This is a genomic window from Streptomyces sp. C10-9-1 (assembly GCF_024497955.1).
In the GTDB taxonomy this organism is placed as follows: domain Bacteria; phylum Actinomycetota; class Actinomycetes; order Streptomycetales; family Streptomycetaceae; genus Streptomyces; species Streptomyces sanyensis.
In genome coordinates this window covers 449,106-467,207 of the sequence record NZ_JANHKP010000001.1, presented here as the reverse complement: position 1 = coordinate 467,207, position 18,102 = coordinate 449,106, and the positions used below count along the sequence as shown (strand labels likewise).

At 73.4% G+C, this 18,102-nt stretch carries 16 protein-coding genes; 9 read left to right on the top strand and 7 right to left on the bottom strand.

Annotation, left to right across the window (positions count from 1 at the left end; translation table 11 throughout):
• Position 1: 1 nt before the first annotated feature.
• The 3 genes from NPS70_RS02005 to NPS70_RS01995 all read right to left on the bottom strand — a co-directional run bounded on the left by NPS70_RS02005 (position 2) and on the right by NPS70_RS01995 (position 3,065).
• Positions 2 to 1,450, bottom strand: a complete 1,449-nt coding sequence (locus tag NPS70_RS02005) for a triacylglycerol lipase (protein WP_256521968.1) — start codon at positions 1,448 to 1,450, stop codon at positions 2 to 4.
• Positions 1,451 to 1,662: 212 nt separating this feature from the next.
• Positions 1,663 to 1,860, bottom strand: a complete 198-nt coding sequence (locus NPS70_RS02000; RefSeq protein WP_256521966.1) for a hypothetical protein — start codon at positions 1,858 to 1,860, stop codon at positions 1,663 to 1,665.
• Positions 1,851 to 3,065: a glycosyltransferase family 2 protein gene (locus NPS70_RS01995; RefSeq protein ID WP_256521965.1), complete on the bottom strand. Its 1,215-nt coding sequence runs from the start codon at positions 3,063 to 3,065 to the stop codon at positions 1,851 to 1,853. The genes NPS70_RS02000 and NPS70_RS01995 overlap by 10 nt, the downstream gene beginning before the upstream one ends.
• A 588-nt stretch (positions 3,066 to 3,653) precedes the next feature.
• Here NPS70_RS01995 and NPS70_RS01990 point away from each other — a divergent pair.
• From NPS70_RS01990 to NPS70_RS01970, 5 genes are all read left to right on the top strand, one after another.
• The gene (locus NPS70_RS01990) at positions 3,654 to 4,412 is read left to right on the top strand and encodes a GntR family transcriptional regulator (RefSeq protein WP_256521964.1); all 759 of its coding nucleotides are present in this window, start codon (positions 3,654 to 3,656) and stop codon (positions 4,410 to 4,412) included.
• A gap of 141 nt (positions 4,413 to 4,553) precedes the next feature.
• Positions 4,554 to 5,675 (top strand): TIGR03364 family FAD-dependent oxidoreductase, encoded by a 1,122-nt coding sequence (locus tag NPS70_RS01985; RefSeq protein WP_256521963.1) that lies wholly within the window; start codon positions 4,554 to 4,556, stop codon positions 5,673 to 5,675.
• A complete protein-coding gene (locus NPS70_RS01980; RefSeq protein WP_374211920.1) occupies positions 5,669 to 6,391 on the top strand; it encodes a phosphonatase-like hydrolase in 723 nt (240 codons plus the stop codon). The genes NPS70_RS01985 and NPS70_RS01980 overlap by 7 nt, the downstream gene beginning before the upstream one ends.
• A 182-nt stretch (positions 6,392 to 6,573) precedes the next feature.
• Positions 6,574 to 8,121 carry an alkaline phosphatase family protein gene (locus NPS70_RS01975; RefSeq protein ID WP_256521961.1) on the top strand — a complete coding sequence of 516 codons (1,548 nt, stop codon included), beginning with the start codon at positions 6,574 to 6,576 and terminating at the stop codon, positions 8,119 to 8,121.
• A gap of 452 nt (positions 8,122 to 8,573) precedes the next feature.
• Positions 8,574 to 9,572, top strand: a complete 999-nt coding sequence (locus tag NPS70_RS01970) for a zinc metalloprotease (protein WP_256521960.1) — start codon at positions 8,574 to 8,576, stop codon at positions 9,570 to 9,572.
• 88 nt (positions 9,573 to 9,660) lie between these two features.
• Here the strand turns inward: NPS70_RS01970 and NPS70_RS01965 are convergent, their stop codons facing one another.
• Positions 9,661 to 10,170 (bottom strand): MarR family winged helix-turn-helix transcriptional regulator, encoded by a 510-nt coding sequence (locus NPS70_RS01965; RefSeq protein WP_256521957.1) that lies wholly within the window; start codon positions 10,168 to 10,170, stop codon positions 9,661 to 9,663.
• Between the two features lie 150 nt (positions 10,171 to 10,320).
• Between NPS70_RS01965 and NPS70_RS01960 the strand changes: the two genes are divergently transcribed.
• The 4 genes from NPS70_RS01960 to NPS70_RS01945 all read left to right on the top strand — a co-directional run bounded on the left by NPS70_RS01960 (position 10,321) and on the right by NPS70_RS01945 (position 15,141).
• Positions 10,321 to 11,562 carry an MFS transporter gene (locus NPS70_RS01960; RefSeq protein ID WP_256521955.1) on the top strand — a complete coding sequence of 414 codons (1,242 nt, stop codon included), beginning with the start codon at positions 10,321 to 10,323 and terminating at the stop codon, positions 11,560 to 11,562.
• A gap of 257 nt (positions 11,563 to 11,819) precedes the next feature.
• Positions 11,820 to 13,046: a PP2C family protein-serine/threonine phosphatase gene (locus NPS70_RS01955; RefSeq protein WP_374211918.1), complete on the top strand. Its 1,227-nt coding sequence runs from the start codon at positions 11,820 to 11,822 to the stop codon at positions 13,044 to 13,046.
• Complete coding sequence (locus NPS70_RS01950; protein WP_256521953.1) at positions 13,043 to 14,635, top strand: CHASE3 domain-containing protein; 1,593 nt, start codon at positions 13,043 to 13,045, stop codon at positions 14,633 to 14,635. The genes NPS70_RS01955 and NPS70_RS01950 overlap by 4 nt, the downstream gene beginning before the upstream one ends.
• A gap of 62 nt (positions 14,636 to 14,697) precedes the next feature.
• Positions 14,698 to 15,141, top strand: coding sequence for a response regulator (locus NPS70_RS01945; protein WP_256521944.1), 444 nt, complete (start codon positions 14,698 to 14,700; stop codon positions 15,139 to 15,141).
• Positions 15,142 to 15,447: 306 nt separating this feature from the next.
• Here the strand turns inward: NPS70_RS01945 and NPS70_RS01940 are convergent, their stop codons facing one another.
• The 3 genes from NPS70_RS01940 to NPS70_RS01930 form a co-directional block, all read right to left on the bottom strand.
• The gene (locus NPS70_RS01940; protein ID WP_256521943.1) at positions 15,448 to 15,924 is read right to left on the bottom strand and encodes a hypothetical protein; all 477 of its coding nucleotides are present in this window, start codon (positions 15,922 to 15,924) and stop codon (positions 15,448 to 15,450) included.
• A 186-nt stretch (positions 15,925 to 16,110) separates the two neighbouring features.
• Positions 16,111 to 17,631, bottom strand: a complete 1,521-nt coding sequence (locus tag NPS70_RS01935; RefSeq protein WP_256521939.1) for a caspase family protein — start codon at positions 17,629 to 17,631, stop codon at positions 16,111 to 16,113.
• Between the two features lie 2 nt (positions 17,632 to 17,633).
• Positions 17,634 to 18,017, bottom strand: a complete 384-nt coding sequence (locus tag NPS70_RS01930) for a hypothetical protein (RefSeq protein ID WP_256521937.1) — start codon at positions 18,015 to 18,017, stop codon at positions 17,634 to 17,636.
• Between the last annotated feature and the right edge of the window lie 85 nt (positions 18,018 to 18,102).

The window sequence follows — 18,102 nt, the reverse complement described above, 5'->3', positions numbered from 1 at the left end:
GTCAGCCGGGCACCGCCGCGAGGACCGCCACCAGGCGGCGTAAGGGCTCCGCCCCGCCGCGCACCTCCACCTCGTACAGCCCGGGCCCGTCGGTGCGGTGGAGCGCCGACCAGGAGGACCGGGTGCCGCGCAGCGGCCTCAGCCCAGGGTGGCCGACCCTCTCCAGGCCGCCGATCTCCCGGACCGTGCACTCCGGGTCCGCGGCGCCGTGGTCCAGACCGCTCACCTCGACCGTGAACGGCTCGTCCTCGGCGACCCATTCGGGCACGTGCAGGCCGAAGCCCTCCCCGCCGAGCATCGCCCCGAGCCCGTCGGTGTGGCGCAGCCCGCGCAGCAGGCCGCGGGCCAGGTCGACGACGGAGGCGCTGCGGACCAGGGCGCCGTGCTCCTGGTACACGTGCACGGGCCGTGCGCCGGAGCCCGGCAGATGGGCGGCGAACTGGTAGACGGTGCCGTCCCCGGTGCGGTCCTCGCACCGCGGCCTGCCGTCGCCGTCCAGCAGGGGGCGCTCGCCGTCGCGGCGGAGCATGTACCGCTGGGCGACGGCGGCCGTGCCCTGCATGCGGTAGCTCTGCCAGGTGCGCTGGCCGATGCCGACGACCATCACATGGTCCGGGAGCAGGGTGCCGGAGCGGCTCGACCGCCAGGCGGTGCTGGCCTCGGCGAGGTCGCGGCGGCCTCCCAGGGCCACGATGTCGTCCACCCCGGGCGCGTGCATGTCCCCGTCCTCCTCGCGGCAGCGGTAGCCGGGCAGGAGGTCGTAGAGCCCCGGCATGGTCGGGGTCACCTCGCGCAGGACGCCGGGCGGCAGGCCGAGCGGTGCGCCGCGGCCCGAGTTGAGCATCACGGCGGCCTTCACCGAGCCGCCGAAGGGGGTGCCCACGGTCATGACCGTGCGTACCTCGGCGGCCGCCTCCTCGTCCCGCACCACCTCGCGGGCGAGGAGCCCGCCCATGGAGTGGGCGACGATGACGGCCTTGGCCGGACCGGCCTCGGGGTGCTCGGACAGGTGGCGGCGGTGGGCGCCGTGGGAGCGCCAGGCGGCGAGGTGCTCGCGGACGGCGGCGGCCAGCAGGGCGCCGTTGTGCTCGACCGACAGCCGCCAGTCGTAGGGGAAGGCGGTCACGGCGGCCCGGTCCAGGGCCTCGCGGCGGAGCCGGGAGACCAGCTCGCCGTACGGCTGGGCCCCGCCGAGGCCCGGGAGCCAGTCCGCGACGCCCAGCAGTCCGGTGGCCTCGACCCGGACCGCCCCGCCGCGTTCGGCGTCGGTGACCCGCAGCGCGCGCAGCCGGTCGGCGTGCAGGCGCGCGGAGTACCCGAGGATGCTTCCCACGCCCCATAACGGGGTGTCCGTCTCGGTGTCCCGCAGCGTGCTGCCCATGATGCCCGGGACGACGACCACCGCGTCGTGCAGCAGGCGTTCGGGTGCCGATGCCGGCGATGCGTTCATGCCCTGCCCCCGTGTGTCAACGACCGCTGTCCGTCCACCCGTTGGGGTGCGATCGCGGCCTGGACGCTAGCACAGGGGTACGTGCTCACCCAGGGGTTCGGGAACAGTTCACCCGATCCGGTAGGGGCCGGTCCGGCGACGGCCGGTCCGGGGCCGTCGGCCGGTCACCGGGCGGGGCGGGGGCCGGGCCCCGCCCCGCCCGGGGGCGGACCTCACCGCGGCGACGGCTCGCGGGAGGGGAACACGGCGGGGGGCCGCCCCGCGCGCTCGTGCACGGCGCGGGCGTCGCGCCGCCTGCGGGCGAACGAGGCCAGGTAGCAGGCGACGCTGAACAGCAGGATCGCCAGGCTGATGCCGAGGAAGACCAGCCCGAGGGGCCCCAGTGCGGAGAGGGTGCGCGTCACGCCCATGTCGCGGCCCCCGAGGTGTAGGAGCGCCACAGGGAGGTGCCCATCCAGTAGGTCCGGATGAACTGGAAGACCAGTTCCGGCAGGAGCAGCGCGCACACCAGCATGGCCTTCCAGCCCAGGGGGGCCACCCGGACCGCGGAGAACAGCGACCAGGCGAGCAGGAGCAGCAGCCAGAGCGGGTCCCCGGCGGGCTGCCCCTGGGCGACCGACTGCGCCGCCCAGACGGCGACCCAGCCGAGGCTGTAGGCGAAGCCGAGCAGCCCGAGGACGTACTGGACGATCGACAGCCGTGTGTGCCGCGTCCAGCCGCGCTGGCGCATGATGTCCAGCGTGCCGCGCACCCACCGCTCCCGCTGGCGCACCAGGTCGCCCAGGGCGGGCATCAGGTCGGTGTAGGCGACGCAGTACTGGTTGGCCGTCACCCGCCAGCCGGCCTCCTTCAGCGACAGTGTGGTCTCGTAGTCCTCGACCAGGTTGCCGCTGTGCTGCCAGAACACCTCCCCGCGGGCGTCGATGAGGTGCTGCAGGGCCGCCGAGCGGTAGAACGACCCGGCGCCCGCCATCGTGTGCAGGCCGCTGCGGGAGCGGGTGTGGGCGTACCGCCCGTACTCGATGATCTGCATGCCCGCGAGGTAGCGCTGCCAGGGGGTCCGCCACAGCCCGCTGCGGCCGTAGCAGGTGGCGCTCACGCCGCCCAGCTGCGGGTCGGACTCCAGGACCATCCTGGCCCGCTGGAGGAAACGGGGGTGCAGCGAGGTGTCGGCGTCCATGACGAGGACGTAGCGGGCGGCGCCGGTCAGGTTCCCGCCCTCCTCCGCGAGGCGGGCGAGGCCGTGGTTGAGCGCCCCGGCCTTCTTGTGGGGGTTGCTGGGCAGGGACAGCACCCGGGTCCGCGGAGCGCCGGGGCGCCCGGCGAACTCGCGGGCGATCCGCTCGGTGCCGTCCGTCGAGTTGTTGACCACGACCAGGATCAGGTCGGGCCGGTGCGTCTGGGCGGCCAGGGACTCCAGGGAGCCGAGGACTTCGGCCTCCTCGTTCCGGGCCGGGATCACGACGACGGTGTCGTGGAGTGGTTCGCGATGTGCGTTCGGCAACGTCCGCTCCGCCGTGCGGGCGGTCGCCGCCTGGGTCGTGGTCCCGGTGGCGGCTGCGCCGCCGGGAAGGTCTTCCGCGGAATCGAGCAGGGCTTCCCCTGTCAATGCCATAAGGGCTCTCCAGTCGAGCGTGGATCGAAATGTCCAGCACACGACGCTGTGTACCTGGTTCACCTGGCGGCGCTCATGATCACACACCTACGGGTATTGGTATGGACCTGTCCCGGTATACGGATCGCTAAGCGATAGGGAACTCTTGGTCCGCCGACCTCCGTGATTGCGGTGGCACATGCCCTGAGCCGATAGTTTCGGACACTTCGCCGCTCGTGTCGCGAACCGTCCGCGCCCCTGCCGGGACGGGCGCCCCCCGGGGCCCGGACCGCCGTCCTGCCGGGCCCGTGGCGGCTCGGAGGGGGTGCGGGGGAGTCCCGGGGGAGGGGGACCGCCCGGCGGGTGCGCCCTCGGATCTCGGCCAGACGGGCCGCGGCGGGTTCTGATGCACGGTCAGGTCACACCCCGCGGTGTGACGGGGTGTCCGGTGAGCGAACTCACATCCCCGGAGCCCGCAGCGGACGGGCTTCCGCACCGCCCCGCGGACGGCGCCTCGCGATCCCCGGGGTCCTCCCGCCCCGTCGCCGCGCCCGCGTGCGCGGCCCCCGCGGCACCGCCCGTTCACCCGGGTCCGGCAGGATCCGCCCCGTGGAGCAACCGCACGACACCAGTCCCGGCGCCCCCGTGCGCTCCGGCATCCCGGAGCACGGCCGCGTCCCCAGGTACTACGCCGTCAAGGCGCATCTCGTCGCCCTCGTCGACGGGCTGGGCGAGGGCGGTGCCCTGCCCGCCGAGCGCGACCTGGCCGTCCGCTACGGGGTCTCCCGCGAGACCCTGCGCCAGGCGCTGCGCGAACTCGTCCTGGAAGGCCGCCTCCGGCGGCAGGGGCGCGGCACGGTCGTGGCGGGGCCGAAGCTGGAGCAGCCGCTCTCCCTCTCCAGCTACACCGAGGGCGTCCGTCGCCAGGGCCGCCGCCCCGGCCGCACGCTGATCGGGTTGGAGCGCCTCGCCGCCGCGGGCCCGCTCGCCGCCGAGCTGGACCTGCCCGAGGGGGAGGGCGTGTGGCACATGGAGCGCGTGCTGCTCGCCGACGACGAGCGGATCGGGCTGGAGAGCACCTATGTCGCCGTCGCCCGAGTGCCCCGCCTCGACGAGGAGTTCGACCCCGACTCCTCCTTCTACGCCTTTCTCCGCGAGCGGCCGGGGCTGGCCCTCGGAGGCGCCGAGGAGCGCATCGAGACCGTGCTCGCCACGCCGCGCGAGGCGCTTCTCGTCGGCACCCCGCCGGCGCTGCCGATGCTGCTGCTGCACCGGCTCTCCCGGGACGCGGGCGGGCGGCCGCTGGAGAGGGTCCGGACGCTGTACCGGGGGGACCGCTTCAGCTTCACCACCCGGCTGGACGGCTGACGGCCCGAGCCGGGCCGCCTCCTCCGCGCTCCCCGTCGATCACGGAAAAGTAACGGGTCTGGTCCAAACGTGACGGCCCGTTCACCGGACGGCCGCCCCCGCGATCCGGCCGGGACACCCCGCGCGTCGAGCGTTCGGGGTGTGAGAACACAGCGAGTCGTCATCGTCGGAGCGGGGGTGCTCGGCACCCTGCACGCCTGGCACGCCCTGGAGCGCGGCCATGAAGTCGTCCACCTCGAAAGGGAACAGGAGGCCCGGGGCGCCTCCTGCCGCAACTTCGGGCAGATCTGGGTCAGCGGGCGCGCCGGAGGCCGGGAACTGGGGACCGCCCTGCGCGCCCGCGAACTGTGGGAGGAGATCGGCCGCCGCGTCCCGGCGCTCGGCTTCCGGCCCAACGGCTCCCTCACTCCCGTGCGCACCGAGGCGGAGCACGCCGTCGCGGAGGCCGCCGCGGCCCGCCCCGACGCGGCCGACCGCGGCTTCACCCTGCTCACCGCGGAACGGGCCAGGGCGGTCAACCCCGCCCTGCGCGGCGGGTTCCGGGCCGCGCTGCACTGCTCCCGGGACGCCGCCGTGGAGCCGCGCACCGCCCAGCTCGCCCTGCGCCGGGTGCTCCGGGCCACCGGGCGGTACACCTTCCTCCCCGGCCGCGAGGTGCGCGAGGCCGTCGGGGAGTGCGCCGTCCGCGACGACCACGGCGAGGTCCACCGCGGCGACACGGTGCTGCTGTGCACCGGCGCCCGGCTCGGCGGCCTCGTCCGCGACCTGGCCGGGGAGGTCCCGGTCCGCCGCGTCCGCCTTCAGATGATGCAGACCGCCCCGCTCGGCGAGCCGCTGCCCACCTCCGTCGCCGACGCCGACAGCTTCCGCTACTACCCCGCCTACGACGCCCGGACCCTCGACGCCGTCCAGCCGCAGGAAGCCGTCCCCGCCGCCCACCGCATGCAGCTGCTGATGGTCCAGCGGCTCGACGGGGGGCTCACCGTCGGCGACACCCACGCGTACGAGGAGCCCTTCGCCTTCGACACGGAGGAGGAGCCCTACGAGCACCTCGCCGGTGTCGCGGGCGGATTCCTCGGGCGTCCGCTGCCTCCCGTGCGCCGCCGCTGGGCAGGGGTGTACGCGCAGTGCACGGACCCCGCCCGGATCGTCCACCGCCAGCGTGTCCGTGACGGTGTGTGGCTGGTGACCGGGCCCGGCGGCCGCGGCATGACCTGCGCTCCCGCCATCGCCGAGACCACCGCGAACGAACTGGGCTGGTGAACCCCGTGAACCCCGTCCCCTCCGCCACCGCCCCGTGCGCCGCCGTCGGCCTCGTCGTCCTCGACATGGCCGGGACCACCGTCTCCGACGGGGGTCTCGTCGAACGGGCCTTCGCGGACGCCGCGCGGCGCCTGGGCGAGGACCCCGCACCCCTGCTCCCGCACGTCCGCGCCACCATGGGCGAGTCCAAGATCTCCGTCTTCCGGCACCTCTTCGCGGGGGACGAGGCCAAGGCCCGCCGGGCCACCACCGCCTTCGAGGAGTCCTACGCCGGGCTTCTCGCCGCCGGCGCCGTCACCCCCGTCCCCGGCGCCGCCGACACCGTCCGCGGCCTGCGGGAGCAGGGCCGCACCGTCGTCCTCACCACCGGCTTCGGCCGTGCCACCCAGGAGGCGCTGCTCGACGCCCTCGGCTGGCGGGACCTCGCCGACCTGGCGCTGTGCCCGGCGGACGCCGGCGGTCGCGGCAGGCCCTTCCCCGACCTCGTGCTGACCGCCCTGCTGCGCACCGGCGCCGTGGACGACGTGGCCCGCGTCGCCGTCGCCGGCGACACCGCCTACGACATGCTCAGCGGTGTCCGCGCGGGCGCCGGGCTCGTGGCCGGTGTCCTCACCGGTGCCCACGACCGCGGGCGCCTGGTCTCCCACGGGGCCACCCATGTGCTCGGCTCGGTCGCCGAACTCCCCGCCGCCATCGCGGGGGCCGAGGCGCGGTGAGCGGCAGCCGCCGCGACCGCGCCGGGCCGGCTCCCTGGCCGGGTCTGTTCCCACCGGGCCTGTTCCCACCGGGAGTTCACCCGCCGTACCCGGTCCCGCCGCCTGCCGGCGGAACCATGACTCCGCTCCGCACCACACGAGTTGTCCAGACAGCTTCATCCCCGAGTGTCGAGAGGACCCCCATGCCGACGTCCGGAGTACCCCGCCGCACCGTGCTCGCCGCCACCGCCGCCACGGCCGCCCTGACCGCGACGGGAACGGCATCAGCGGCGGCCCGCGCCGCCACCGCCGCCGTCCCGAAGCTCCCGGACGGCACCAGCAGGGACAAGGTCCTGGTCGTCGGTATGGACGGCGTGCGCCACGACCTGATCGACGCCGCCGACACGCCCCGGCTGCGTGCGATGCGCGCGAACGGCACCTTCGGTGCCTCCCTCCTCTACTCCGGCCCCATGGCCGCCACGTCCTCCGGGCCCGGTTGGTCGACGATCTCCACCGGTGTGTGGCCCGACAAGCACGGAGTACAGGACAACTCCTTCACCGGACGCGACTACGGCCGCTACCCCGGCTTCCTGGCCCGCCTCCACCAGGTCCGGCCGCAGCTCTCCCTCTTCGCGGCCGTCGACTGGAAGCCGCTGGACACCTACGGCACGGTCACGGCCGGTGCGGACGCCAAGCTCGTCCTGGACGGCGACCGCGACGGCTACGTGGCCCACGACGAGGCGATCACCGCCGCCGCCGAGGCGGTCCTGCGCGACCAGAACCCGGACGTGGCCTTCGTCTACCTCGGCAATACCGACGTCGTCGCCCACGCCTCCGGCACCGGCAGCCGGTTCCTCCAGGCCCTGGCGGTGCAGGACCGCCAGCTCGGCCGGATGCTGGACGCCGTCGAGGCCCGCCCCACCCGTGCCGACGAGCGCTGGACGGTGATCGTCTGCACCGACCACGGCCACGTGGACCGGGGCGGCCACGGTGGCAGCAGCATCCAGGAGCGCATGACCTTCGTGCTGGCCACCGGCCCCGGCATCGAGGCCGGGGCCCGGCCCCACGACACCCGCCTCGTGGACGTCGCCGCCACCGTCTTCCACCAGCTCGGCATCGACCCCGACCCCTCCTGGGGCCTGGACGGCCGGCCGGTCCAGCAGCGCAGCGCCGATCCCTTCGACGGCCTGGTCGGCTCCCTGGCCGGCCGCGTGGACGAGACCGGCATCCCGGCCGGTGTCCTCGGCCACACCCACACCCCGCCCGCCGGCTGGTCGGTGGCCAACAACGCCATGGGCACCGGCGGGGTCGCCGAGTGGCGCGGGTGGACCTTCACGACGGACGACTTCTGGAGCCGTACCCACCGCGACCAGTGGCGGGAGCTGAACGTCCGCTCCCGCGGCGTCTTCGCGGTGGCGGACTCCGACGAGTGGGACGACAAGGCCAACTCCGGCCGCTTCGACTCGACACTGGTGACCCCGGCCCACAGCGTGGCGGGCGCGTCCCGGGTGACCCTCGACTACACGACCCACTACCGGCAGGAGTCCGGCCAGACCGCCCGCGTCCTCGCCTCCTTCAACGGGGGGACGCCGTCCGTGGTCCGGGAGTACACCGCGGACGCGGTCTCCCGGCCCGAGTCGCTGACGCTCGACGTCCCCGCCGGGGCCTCGACGGTCGCCTTCCACTTCCACTACACCGGCCGCAACAACTGGTACTGGGTCCTGGACGACGTCCGCGTGGGCACCCGGTAGCCGTCTTTCGGCCCGCCCCGCCCGCCCCGCTCTCCCCGGCCTTCCCGGCCTCCGGGGCGGGCGGTCGGGGCGCGGGCCCAGCCGGGAAGCCGGTGTTCCCGGGGGCGCGGAGGCGGTGCGGGAGGCGGTGCGGGCGGGACGCATACCGCTGAACGGCGGGCACCGACAGTCGAAATCAAGCCACCCCGGCCTGTATTAACAGCACATCACCCGGCCACGCCGGGTGCCTGCTTGCGGCGTCATGAAAGCGGACACATCATCCGAGCTCCCACCCCGCCCTGTGACACTCCGGTTTCGCGTCCGGTGGCTGGCCGAAAAATTTCTCCCCGATGTCCGCAATTCCCCTTGGATTGATTGGGCTCGTTCGATCCTCTTCAAGATCTGACATGCACCCGTAATCTCCCCGCGGTGGCCGAACCGGCCCCTTCCCCATCCCCCCGCGAGGAGACGTCATGCGCACGCTTGGCCGTATATCCCCCCGTCTGCGCCACCGCGCGATCGGTACGGCAATCATGGCCGGAACCCTGGCCCTTGCTCCGCTCTCCGCCCCCGGTCTCTCCGCCGCCCCGGCCCTCGCCGCCACGGCGGCGGACTGTGCCGACGACACCGCCGCGGATGCCGCGGCCCGCGAGGCGCGCCCCGGCGGCGCCTCGCACGCCCACGAGCCCAACGCGGTCACGGACGCCAGGGCCAAGGCGATGGACGAGGACCTGCGCAAGAGACTCTCCGCGCTCCGCGGCAAGGGGCTCGCCTCCCCGTCGGCCTCCGCCGCGGCCGCCACGACGATCCCGGTGTACTTCCACGTCATCCACAGCGGCTCGGCGGGCAAGCTGTCCGCCGGGCAGGTCTCGGACCAGATGGCCGTCCTGAACGGGGCCTTCTCTGGCCAGGGCAGCGGCAACGTGGACTCGGGCTTCCGGTTCTCGCTCGCCGGCACCGACTACACCGACAACGCCTCCTGGTACAACCTCTCCTCCGGCTCGACCGCCGAGAAGCAGATGAAGTCCGCCCTGCGTCAGGGGGGTGCGGACGCGCTCAACATCTACACCGCCAACCTCGGCGGCGGCCTCCTGGGCTGGGCGACCTTCCCGTCGTCCTACAACTCCAGCCCGTCCATGGACGGCGTGGTGCTCCTCGACGCCTCCCTGCCCGGTGGTTCGGCCGCCAACTACGACGAGGGCGACACCGCCACGCACGAGGTCGGCCACTGGATGGGGCTGTACCACACCTTCCAGGGCGGCTGTAACGGCAAGGGGGACTACGTCGACGACACCCCGGCCGAGAAGAGCCCCGCCTACGCCTGCCCGACGGGCCGCGACAGCTGCACCCGCAAGGCGGGGGCGGACCCGATCCACAACTTCATGGACTACACCTACGACGCCTGCATGTACCAGTTCACCGCAGGCCAGGTGCAGCGGATGGGCGACCACTGGGCGGCGTACCGCGCCTGACCCCGCCTCCGCACTCCTCGACCGCCCGGTGCCTCCCGCGCACCGGGCGGTCCCGCGTGCGGAAGGGGTGTCCGGGGGCCGTGCCCGCTCAGGTGACGGAGGTGTCCCCGAGGGACACCAGGAGGCGCCGCAGCAGACCGGCCAGTTCCTCGGAGTCCTCCTCCCCGAGGGCCTCCAGCAGCCGGGCCTCGTTCGCCAGGTGCGCGCCGACGTAGGCGAGCGTCACCTCGTGCCCCCGCGCGGTCAGCCTGACCTGCACCGTGCGCCGGTCCCCGGCGTCCCGCACCCGTTCGACCAGCCCCTTCGCCTCCATCCGGTCGATCCGGTGGGTGATGGCGCCCGAGGTCACCATGGCCGCCTTGCGGAAGGCTCCCGCGGTCAGCTGGTACGGGGGGCCGGAGCGCCGGAGCGTGGTGAGGAGGTCGACCTCGCCGAGTTCGAGGTCGCGCTCGGCGGCGAAGGCCCGGAACTCCTTCTCCAGTGCGGCCCCGAGCCGCTGCAGCCTCCCGAGGACCTGCACCGGCCACAGCCGGTCGGCCAGTTCGGGGCGCTCGGCGGTCCACTGCCCCACGATCTCGTCCACCGCGTCGGTGCTCATCGTCCTCCTTCGGTCCCCGGTGACCCCCGAAGGGTATCTCAACGTTGAAAAACTTGACGCTGAAGGATTCCGGTGTTTATCTCAACATTGAAATTCTCAATGTTGAACGGATGGGATCCCCCGTCCGTATCGCCGTCCTCCGGGGGTTCCATGACCGACCGCCGCCTCTCCCCGCCGACCCCTGCGCCGCCGGGCGGTACCGGGCCGCCGGCGCCGCCCCGGCAGCCGGTTCCGGTGCTGTGGCTCGCCCTGCTGGCCACCCCCGTCGCGCTCGGCGGGAACGCGCCCGTGCTGATCCTGGCCCGCCTGGGCGGCTCCCTCGGCGTGCCGGCGGCCTCGGCGACCTGGCTCGTCACGGTCTTCGCCTGGGCCATGACCGTGGGAACACCGCTGTTCACGGGCCTGATCCGGCATCAGGGGATGCGGACGGGACTCGCCGCTGGGGCCGCGGCGGTCGGGGGCGGCACCGTGCTGGTCGCCCTCGCGCCGTCGCTTGCGGTGCTCCTGGGAGGGCGGGCACTCCAAGGCGCGGGCGGGGCGGGGCTCGCCGTCGTCGCCATGAACCTCGCCGGTTCCCCGCGGAGAACGGGCGTGCTCACCGCCGGGTTCGGCGTCTGCGCGGCCTGCGGGCCGCTGCTCGGAGCCCGGCTGGCCTGGGCGGGCTCCTGGCGCGCGGCCCTGGCCCTCTCCGTCCTCTCCCTCGTCGCGGTCGCCGCCGTGCGGCGGCGCCTGCCCGCCCGCCACCCCTCCGCCGGAGCGGCCTCCTTCGACGCGACGGGCGCGGTACTCGTGGCGGCGCTGGCGACGGCGGTCTCCCTGCTGCCGATCGTGCCGCAGGCGGCCGCCGCGGGGGCCCTGGCCGCCGCCGTGTCCCTGGCGCTCCACATCCGGCGCCGGCCCGACGGGTTCGTCCCCGCCGGCCTCCTGGCCTCGCGGGCCTTCATCGGGTCCGCGCTCGCCGCCTGCGCGGTCTCGACCTCCTACTTCGCCCAGCTCTACAGCCTCCCGCGGCTGCTCGAACAGCGGACCGGGTGGAGCGCGGAGGCCGTCGGCACGGGACAACTGGCCGCCATGCTCACCGGATCGGCCCTGGCCTGGCTGCTCGCCGCCGGCGCCGGGCGGATGGGGACCCGCAGGGCCATGGCCGTCCTCACCGTCCTCGCCGTGCTCGCCCCGCTCACCGCGGCGCTGGCCGCATCGGCCCCGCTGCTCCTGCTGAGCGCCGCCGCCGCGATCCTCGCGGCCACCGGTGGCAACGCACTGCTGTCCGTGACCGCGGCCGGGGACGCCGCGGCGGGGCAGCGGCCCGCGGCGATCGGCCTGTGCGTCCTGTGCTACCAACTGGGCGGCGCCCTCGGCCCGGCGCTGGCGACCCTGCTCGTCCTCGGCTGAGGCCGCACCGGACACCCGGCCGCCGGACCGGACACCCCGGTGGACCCACCGAACCCGCTGACGCCGCACCGGACATCCCCAAGCTGGGGGCCGCCGCACCGGACGGCCGCTGCGCCCGCGTGCGGAATGCTCCGCTCCGCAGTCGTGCCCGTCCCGTCGCACTGCCGGTGACCGGCCGGTAGGACACATGACCGCGCCTCAGTATCCTTGCTCGCTGCCGCCCACCCGGGTGCGGCGACTCAAGGGGAGGCTGTCCTGTGGACTGGTCGAAGGCGGGCACCGCGGCGGTGCCGGCTCAAACGGAGCCGTCCGTGCCGCACCGGCACGACGTGCCCATCCTCCTTGTCGAGGACGACGCAGGCGACGCCGTGCTGTTCGAGGAGGTGCTGGCCGACAGCGACCTGGGTCACGACTTCACCTGGAGCAAGAGCCTGGCGGAGGCCGAGGAGGAACTGCGGGGCAGCGGAAGCGGCACCTGCATCCTGCTGGACCTCCACCTGCCCGACGCGACCGGCCTGGCCGCGGTCCGGCGCATGCTGGAAGTGGCGCCCGAGGCGGCCATCGTGGTGCTGACCGGCCTGGCCGACGGCAGGACCGGCCTGGCCGCCGTCGCCGAGGGAGCCCAGGACTACCTCTCCAAGGCCCAGCTCACCCCCGACGGCCTCAACCGGGCCGTCCGCTACGCCCTCCAGCGCAAGCAGGCCCAGCGCGCCACGGCGGCCCTCCAGGCCGGCCGGCTCCAGGCCCAGGAGAACGCCCGCCTGGAGCGCGGCCTGCTCCCCGTACCGCTGCTGCGCGACCCCGGTTTCCGCGTCGTCGCCCGCTACGAGCCGGGACGGGACCACGGCATCCTCGGGGGCGACTTCTACGACGTGGTGCAGACCGAGGACGGCTCCGTCCACGCGGTCGTCGGCGACGTCTCCGGCCACGGGGCGGCGGAGGCGGCGCTGGGCGTGTGCCTGCGCGTCGCCTGGCGGGCGGCCGTGATGAGCGGCCGGACCGGACCCGACCAGCTCCGGCTGCTGGAGGAGATCCTGGTCGCCGAGCGCGAGGAGGAGCACCTCTTCGCCACCCTGGTCACCTGCGTCTTCCCACCCGGCGGCACCGAACTCACCGTGGTGCGCGCCGGTCACCCGGGCATCATGCTGCGCACCGAGACAGGGGTCTCCTGGTACGAGTCGCCGGGCGGGATGGCCCTGGGCTTCCTCCCGGGCCACGCCCGGTGGACGGAGGATTCCCTGCCGCTCCGGCCGGGGACCTCCGTCGTGGCCTTCACCGACGGCCTCTTCGAGGGCCGTACCGGCCCCGCCGGCGAGCGCCTCGGCGAGCAGGGGCTGCTGCGCGCCGCGCAAGGGCTCCGCGGCCTTCCCGGCCAGGAGTTCGTGGACCGGCTGGTCCAGGACGTCTCGGACCGGGCCGCGGACCACGGCGGCCTGTCGGACGACGTCGCCATCCTCCACCTCGACTGGGAGCACGGTTCATGAACGAGAGCGGGAGCGCCCCGCGCAGCCTGCGCGGCCGGCTGTCCACACAGGGCTGGATACATCTGGTCCTCGCCCTGATGGCCTTCGTCGTCGTCCTCTCGGCCGTGGCCGGCACCCAGATGCTCGTGCGCACCCAGCAGCGGACCGACGAACTGGTGGACCGGCTCCAGCCCGCCCGCTCGACCGCCTTCCAGCTCCAGAAGGCGCTGCTGGACCAGGAGACGGGCATCCGGGGCTACGCCCTGACCGGCGACCCCCGGTTCCTGGAGCCCTACGAGCAGGGCAAGGCGGACGAGCAGCGCGCCCTGGCCGCGCTGCGGCGACTGGTCTCCGACTACCCGGTGCTCCGGCAGGACCTGCGGGAACTGCAGAGCGCGGGCGCCGCCTGGCGCACCGAGTACGCGGAGACGATCACCACACCGGATGCGTCCGGCGCGGTGTCCGACACGGCCGCGGGCACCGCGCCCGGGCCGGACACCGCCGCGACCCTGGAACGCAGCAAGCGGTCCTTCGACTCGCTGCGGCTCGGCTTCGCACGGCAGCAACTGCACATCGACACCGAACGCGTCCGCGCCCGGGAGGGCCTGGAGACGGCCCGTACCCAGCGCAACGTCTCCTTCGCCGTCATGGTGGCCGCCATCCTGCTGGCGGCCGTGCTGATGGCCGTTCTGGTCAACCGCATCGTGGGGCGGCCGCTGCGCCGTCTGGAGGAGGCGTCCACCCGGGTGCGCGAGGGCTCCTTCGAGGAGGAGATCTCCATCGACGGGCCGGCGGACGTCCGCGCCGTCTCGGCCGCCGTGGAGGCCATGCGCCACCGGATCGTGGACGCCCTCAGGACGACCCGCAACCGGGAGAGACTGCTCGCCGAGCAGACCGTGGAGCTGGAGGAGCAGGCGGCGGAGCTGCGCCGCTCCAACGCCGAGCTGGAGCAGTTCGCCTACGTCGCCTCGCACGACCTCCAGGAGCCGCTGCGCAAGGTGGCCTCCTTCTGCCAGCTGCTGGAGAAGCGGTACGGCTCCGAACTGGACGACCGGGGACGGCAGTACATCGACTTCGCCGTCGACGGCGCGAAGCGGATGCAGGTCCTGATCAACGACCTGCTGACCTTCTCCCGGGTCGGCAGGCTGGACGAGCACCGCTCCGCGGTGGCACTGGACTCCACGGTGGACCGGGCGCTGCGCAACCTCGGCGCCATCGTCGAGGAGGCCGACGCGGAGGTGGTGCGCACCGGCGAGCTGCCGACGGTGACGGTGGACCCGACCCTGATGACCATGGTGTGGCAGAACCTGGTCGGCAACGCCGTCAAGTTCCGCCACCCGGAACGGGGCTGCCGCGTCGAGATCTCCTGCGACCACGCGGGGGAGGAGTGGGAGTTCACCGTCCGCGACAACGGCATCGGCATCGCGCCCGAGTTCGCCGAGAAGGTCTTCGTCATCTTCCAGCGGCTGCACAGCCGGGAGGAGTACGAGGGCACCGGCATCGGACTCGCGCTCTGCCGCAAGATCATCGAGCACGCGGGCGGCCGGATCAGCATCGACAGCGCGGAGGGCTGCGGCACGGCGATCCGCTTCACACTGCCCCGGGAATGACGCGGCAGCCCCCCGCGCACCACCGACGACCCCCATCCCCACCCGAGAACCGGAGTGCTGCTGTGGACACCCCCGTGGAGCCCATCGAGGTCCTGCTCGTCGAGGACGACCCGGGCGACGAGCTGATGACCCGTGAGGCGTTTGAGGACAACAAGATCCGGAACACCCTGCACGTGGTCAGGGACGGCCAGGAGGCCCTGGAGTTCCTCTTCCGGAAGGGCGGGTACGCCGACGCCCCCCGGCCGGACCTGATCCTGCTCGACCTGAACCTCCCGAAGTACGACGGACGCCAGGTGCTGGAGCGGATCAAGTCGGACGAGGACCTGGCCATGATCCCGGTCGTCGTGCTCACCACCTCCTCGGCGGAGGAGGACATCCTGCGCAGTTACAAGCTCCACGCCAACGCCTATGTGACCAAGCCGGTGGACCTGGAGCAGTTCATCGCGGCGGTCCGGCAGATCGACGACTTCTTCGTCAGCGTGGTGCGCCTGCCCCGCCGCCGCTGAGCGCGCCGCCCGGTGCCCCCGGAGGCGGTGCCGACCCGCCCCGGCCCGTCCCCGCCCCGGCCTCCGCGGACCGTTCCCCCCGACGGCGCCGGGTCGCCGTCCCGGCCTCGGCGCACCGTGCCACCGCCCCGCTCCGGCTCCGGGCGCCCCGGCACGGAACTGCGGTGACTCCCGCGGGACGAGCGCACCCGCCCCGGCCGCGGGCGCCCCGCTGACCCGCCCACGGCACCACGCGGGGTGCCGTGGGGCCACCGCCGCGTATCCCTGCCGTCAAGGCGGGGGGCCCGGGCTTCGGCAGGACCGCGCTCAGGGCGGGCCGCGTCTCCCCGGCCCGAGGACGACGTGGCGGCCGCCGTCCTCCGAGCCCGCCGGTACCGGCTGGGGCCGGCCGACGCCCGGATACGCGTGCGCGGTGCACGCCAGCACGAGCGCCGAGGCCGCGAGCGCCGTCCCGGCCAGCCCGAGGAGCACGGCCGGTGCGGTGCCGAGCAGCCCGGCCGCGAGGAACCACGACGCCGCGGACAGCGACCCGGCCGCGGCGGCCCAGCCCCACAGGGCGCGGCGGCGCGACCGGGTCTCGGCCAGTCCGCGTACCCGTACGCGCAGCCGCTGACGGCATGCGGGGTCCGCGCAGACGACCTCCCGTACGGCCTCGCCGGTCTCGGGCCGCGCCAGCTCCAGCGCGCCGGAGTGGGCGACGAGGGGTGCCGCGGTCCGCCCGGTGTCCGTGTGCCCGACGACGAAGGTGAGGATCAGCGGAACGGTCCTCGTCGGCTGTGCCACTGCCTCCACCCTCCGCCGGTGACCCCGGGCCCCGCCGCCGCCCCGCCCGGGCACCTCACGGGGAGCCTTCCCTCCGGGAGCGCTCCGAAGCCCCCGGCGGGCGGGGCCGCCGCACCGGACCGCCGGCCGGGACGACCGGCCCGTTGCCCCCGCACACGCCGGTCAGTCCGCTTCACGGAGAAGCCGTCATGGCCACGGCTTCTTCCAGCGGCGCCCGCCGTACCGGGAGAGGGCGCTGAACAGCGCTACCCGCTCCTGTTCCGTGAGCGGCCCGAGTACGCAGACGGGGAACAGGGAGGAGTGCCTGGACGAGGGGGGCTCTTGAGCGACGGGCCACCCCGCCGGAGCATTCAATTTCGGCCTGTTCGCCATCGGGACGTTCTTGATGTGGAGTCCGTTGTAGTGGTGCGGACCCGAACTCTCGATCGGCTCGATCGCGATGCGCTCGATGCTCTCCCAGTAGAACTCGCGACGTCCGTTGATCGTAGTGGTCGCGATGTAATGGGGACCGATGGACAGGGTCCACCAGACCGGCTTGGGAATCTTCCGCCACTCCCGGTACGCCAAGGCGCAGTTCATGAGTGCCATGAACCCGACGAGGTAGACGGCTGCAAGATAGGCCCCCCGGGTAAGGACCGGATGTCCCCCCAGCTTGCTGTCGTCCGCAGTCATGACCCAGATGAACGCGATCAGCCATATCGGAGTGACAATCACTGCGCTGACGATCACGGGGAGGGCAGAGGACCATCTGCGGAGAACGGGGGAGCGCAACCGACTGCGACTCTCCACGTCAGCGTACTCGGACAGTGGTTCCTTACCGGTCCACGAGAGCTCCACGGGGCCGGGGGCGCGTGGGGACGAGTCGAGGGGGACGGCCAGGGGCCGTGCCCCGGGTGCCTGGTCCGGGAGTCTTCCCGTGCTGCCCGGTCGCTCGGTCCGGTGGGCCCGGCCGCTGCCCGGCGAGAGGCGGCTCGTGTGATGTGGCGGGTGCGGAGCACGTCGGCGGGCGATGACGACGTCCCCCTCCCCGTCGAAGGTCAGATGGGGAGGCTGGGGGCTCTCCGCTGTTATCCAATGGTGGACCTGCCGGTACAGCTCACCCACCGTGAGGTTTCCCCGGCCCTCCGCATGCTGAAGCCCGCGCACCAGCATGGAGGTGAACGGGCTCGGCTGTCCGTCGATCTCGGCGTCCCGGGCGAGCTGAGTGGAACGACTGCTGGCCAGGACGTACCGGCCCCTTCCCGCGACCGAAGCCGTGAGGGGGTTGCTGCCTGTCTTGAACGCGGCGCCGTGACAGCAGTCGAGAATGATGATGGTGGTCCCGGCCGCCGAGCGGTCAATCATCATGCTGATCTCCGCGGCGCTGAGCGCTGTGGCCACAAGTCGCTGAGGCGTGGTGTCGTTGGCGCACAGGTACAGCTTGTTGTACGTGTCGAGCTCTCCGTGACCGCTGTAGTACAGGAGGAGCACGTCTTCGGGCCTGGCAGTGGAGAAGAATCCCTCCACTTGCTCCCGCAGTTCCTGAACCCCCTTGTCCGGAAGGGTCACAACGTTCCGCGGCGAGAAGAGCCCCACGTCTCCGTCGGTCAGAACGCGGCCGACCCTTTCGATGTCGACCAGAGGGCCGCGCAGCGTCAGTAGTGCATGCGGAGCGCGAGGGAAGCTCGCGTTGCCGATCAGCAGCGCACGATAGCGGGGGTCGGCCACGATCAGGATCCTCCGAGGCCCTTGCCGGCGGCTTCGGCAAGGGCCTGGAATGACGCCTGATCAAGATTCTTCCCACTGAGAGTCATGGTCCGCGTCATACCCTGATCGTCGGTCCAGGTCACCGTAAGCGTCCGTGTCTTGTCCCGCGCCAACCAGGCCCGGAAGCACGCCACGACAGCAGCCAGGGCACCGGATGAGCCCACGGCGAGGATGGTCGCCTCAAGGGCCCCCTTCGCACCCGGGGCAGGGACACCCCGCCGGGACACCGCACCGGTCTGGTCGTGAAGTGTGGAACGCAATAACGCCACTTGATCGAGCCAGCGCTGATCATCTGAGGCGAACTTCGTTGTGTCCGCGCTGACTACCAGTTCGATACCGGATGTCATGCCACCCCCTGTCCCTCTGTCGCTGATCATAGTGGCGCAGTGACGCGCACTGCAGACCTTTGCGCCGTCGGCCATGGAGTGGGGC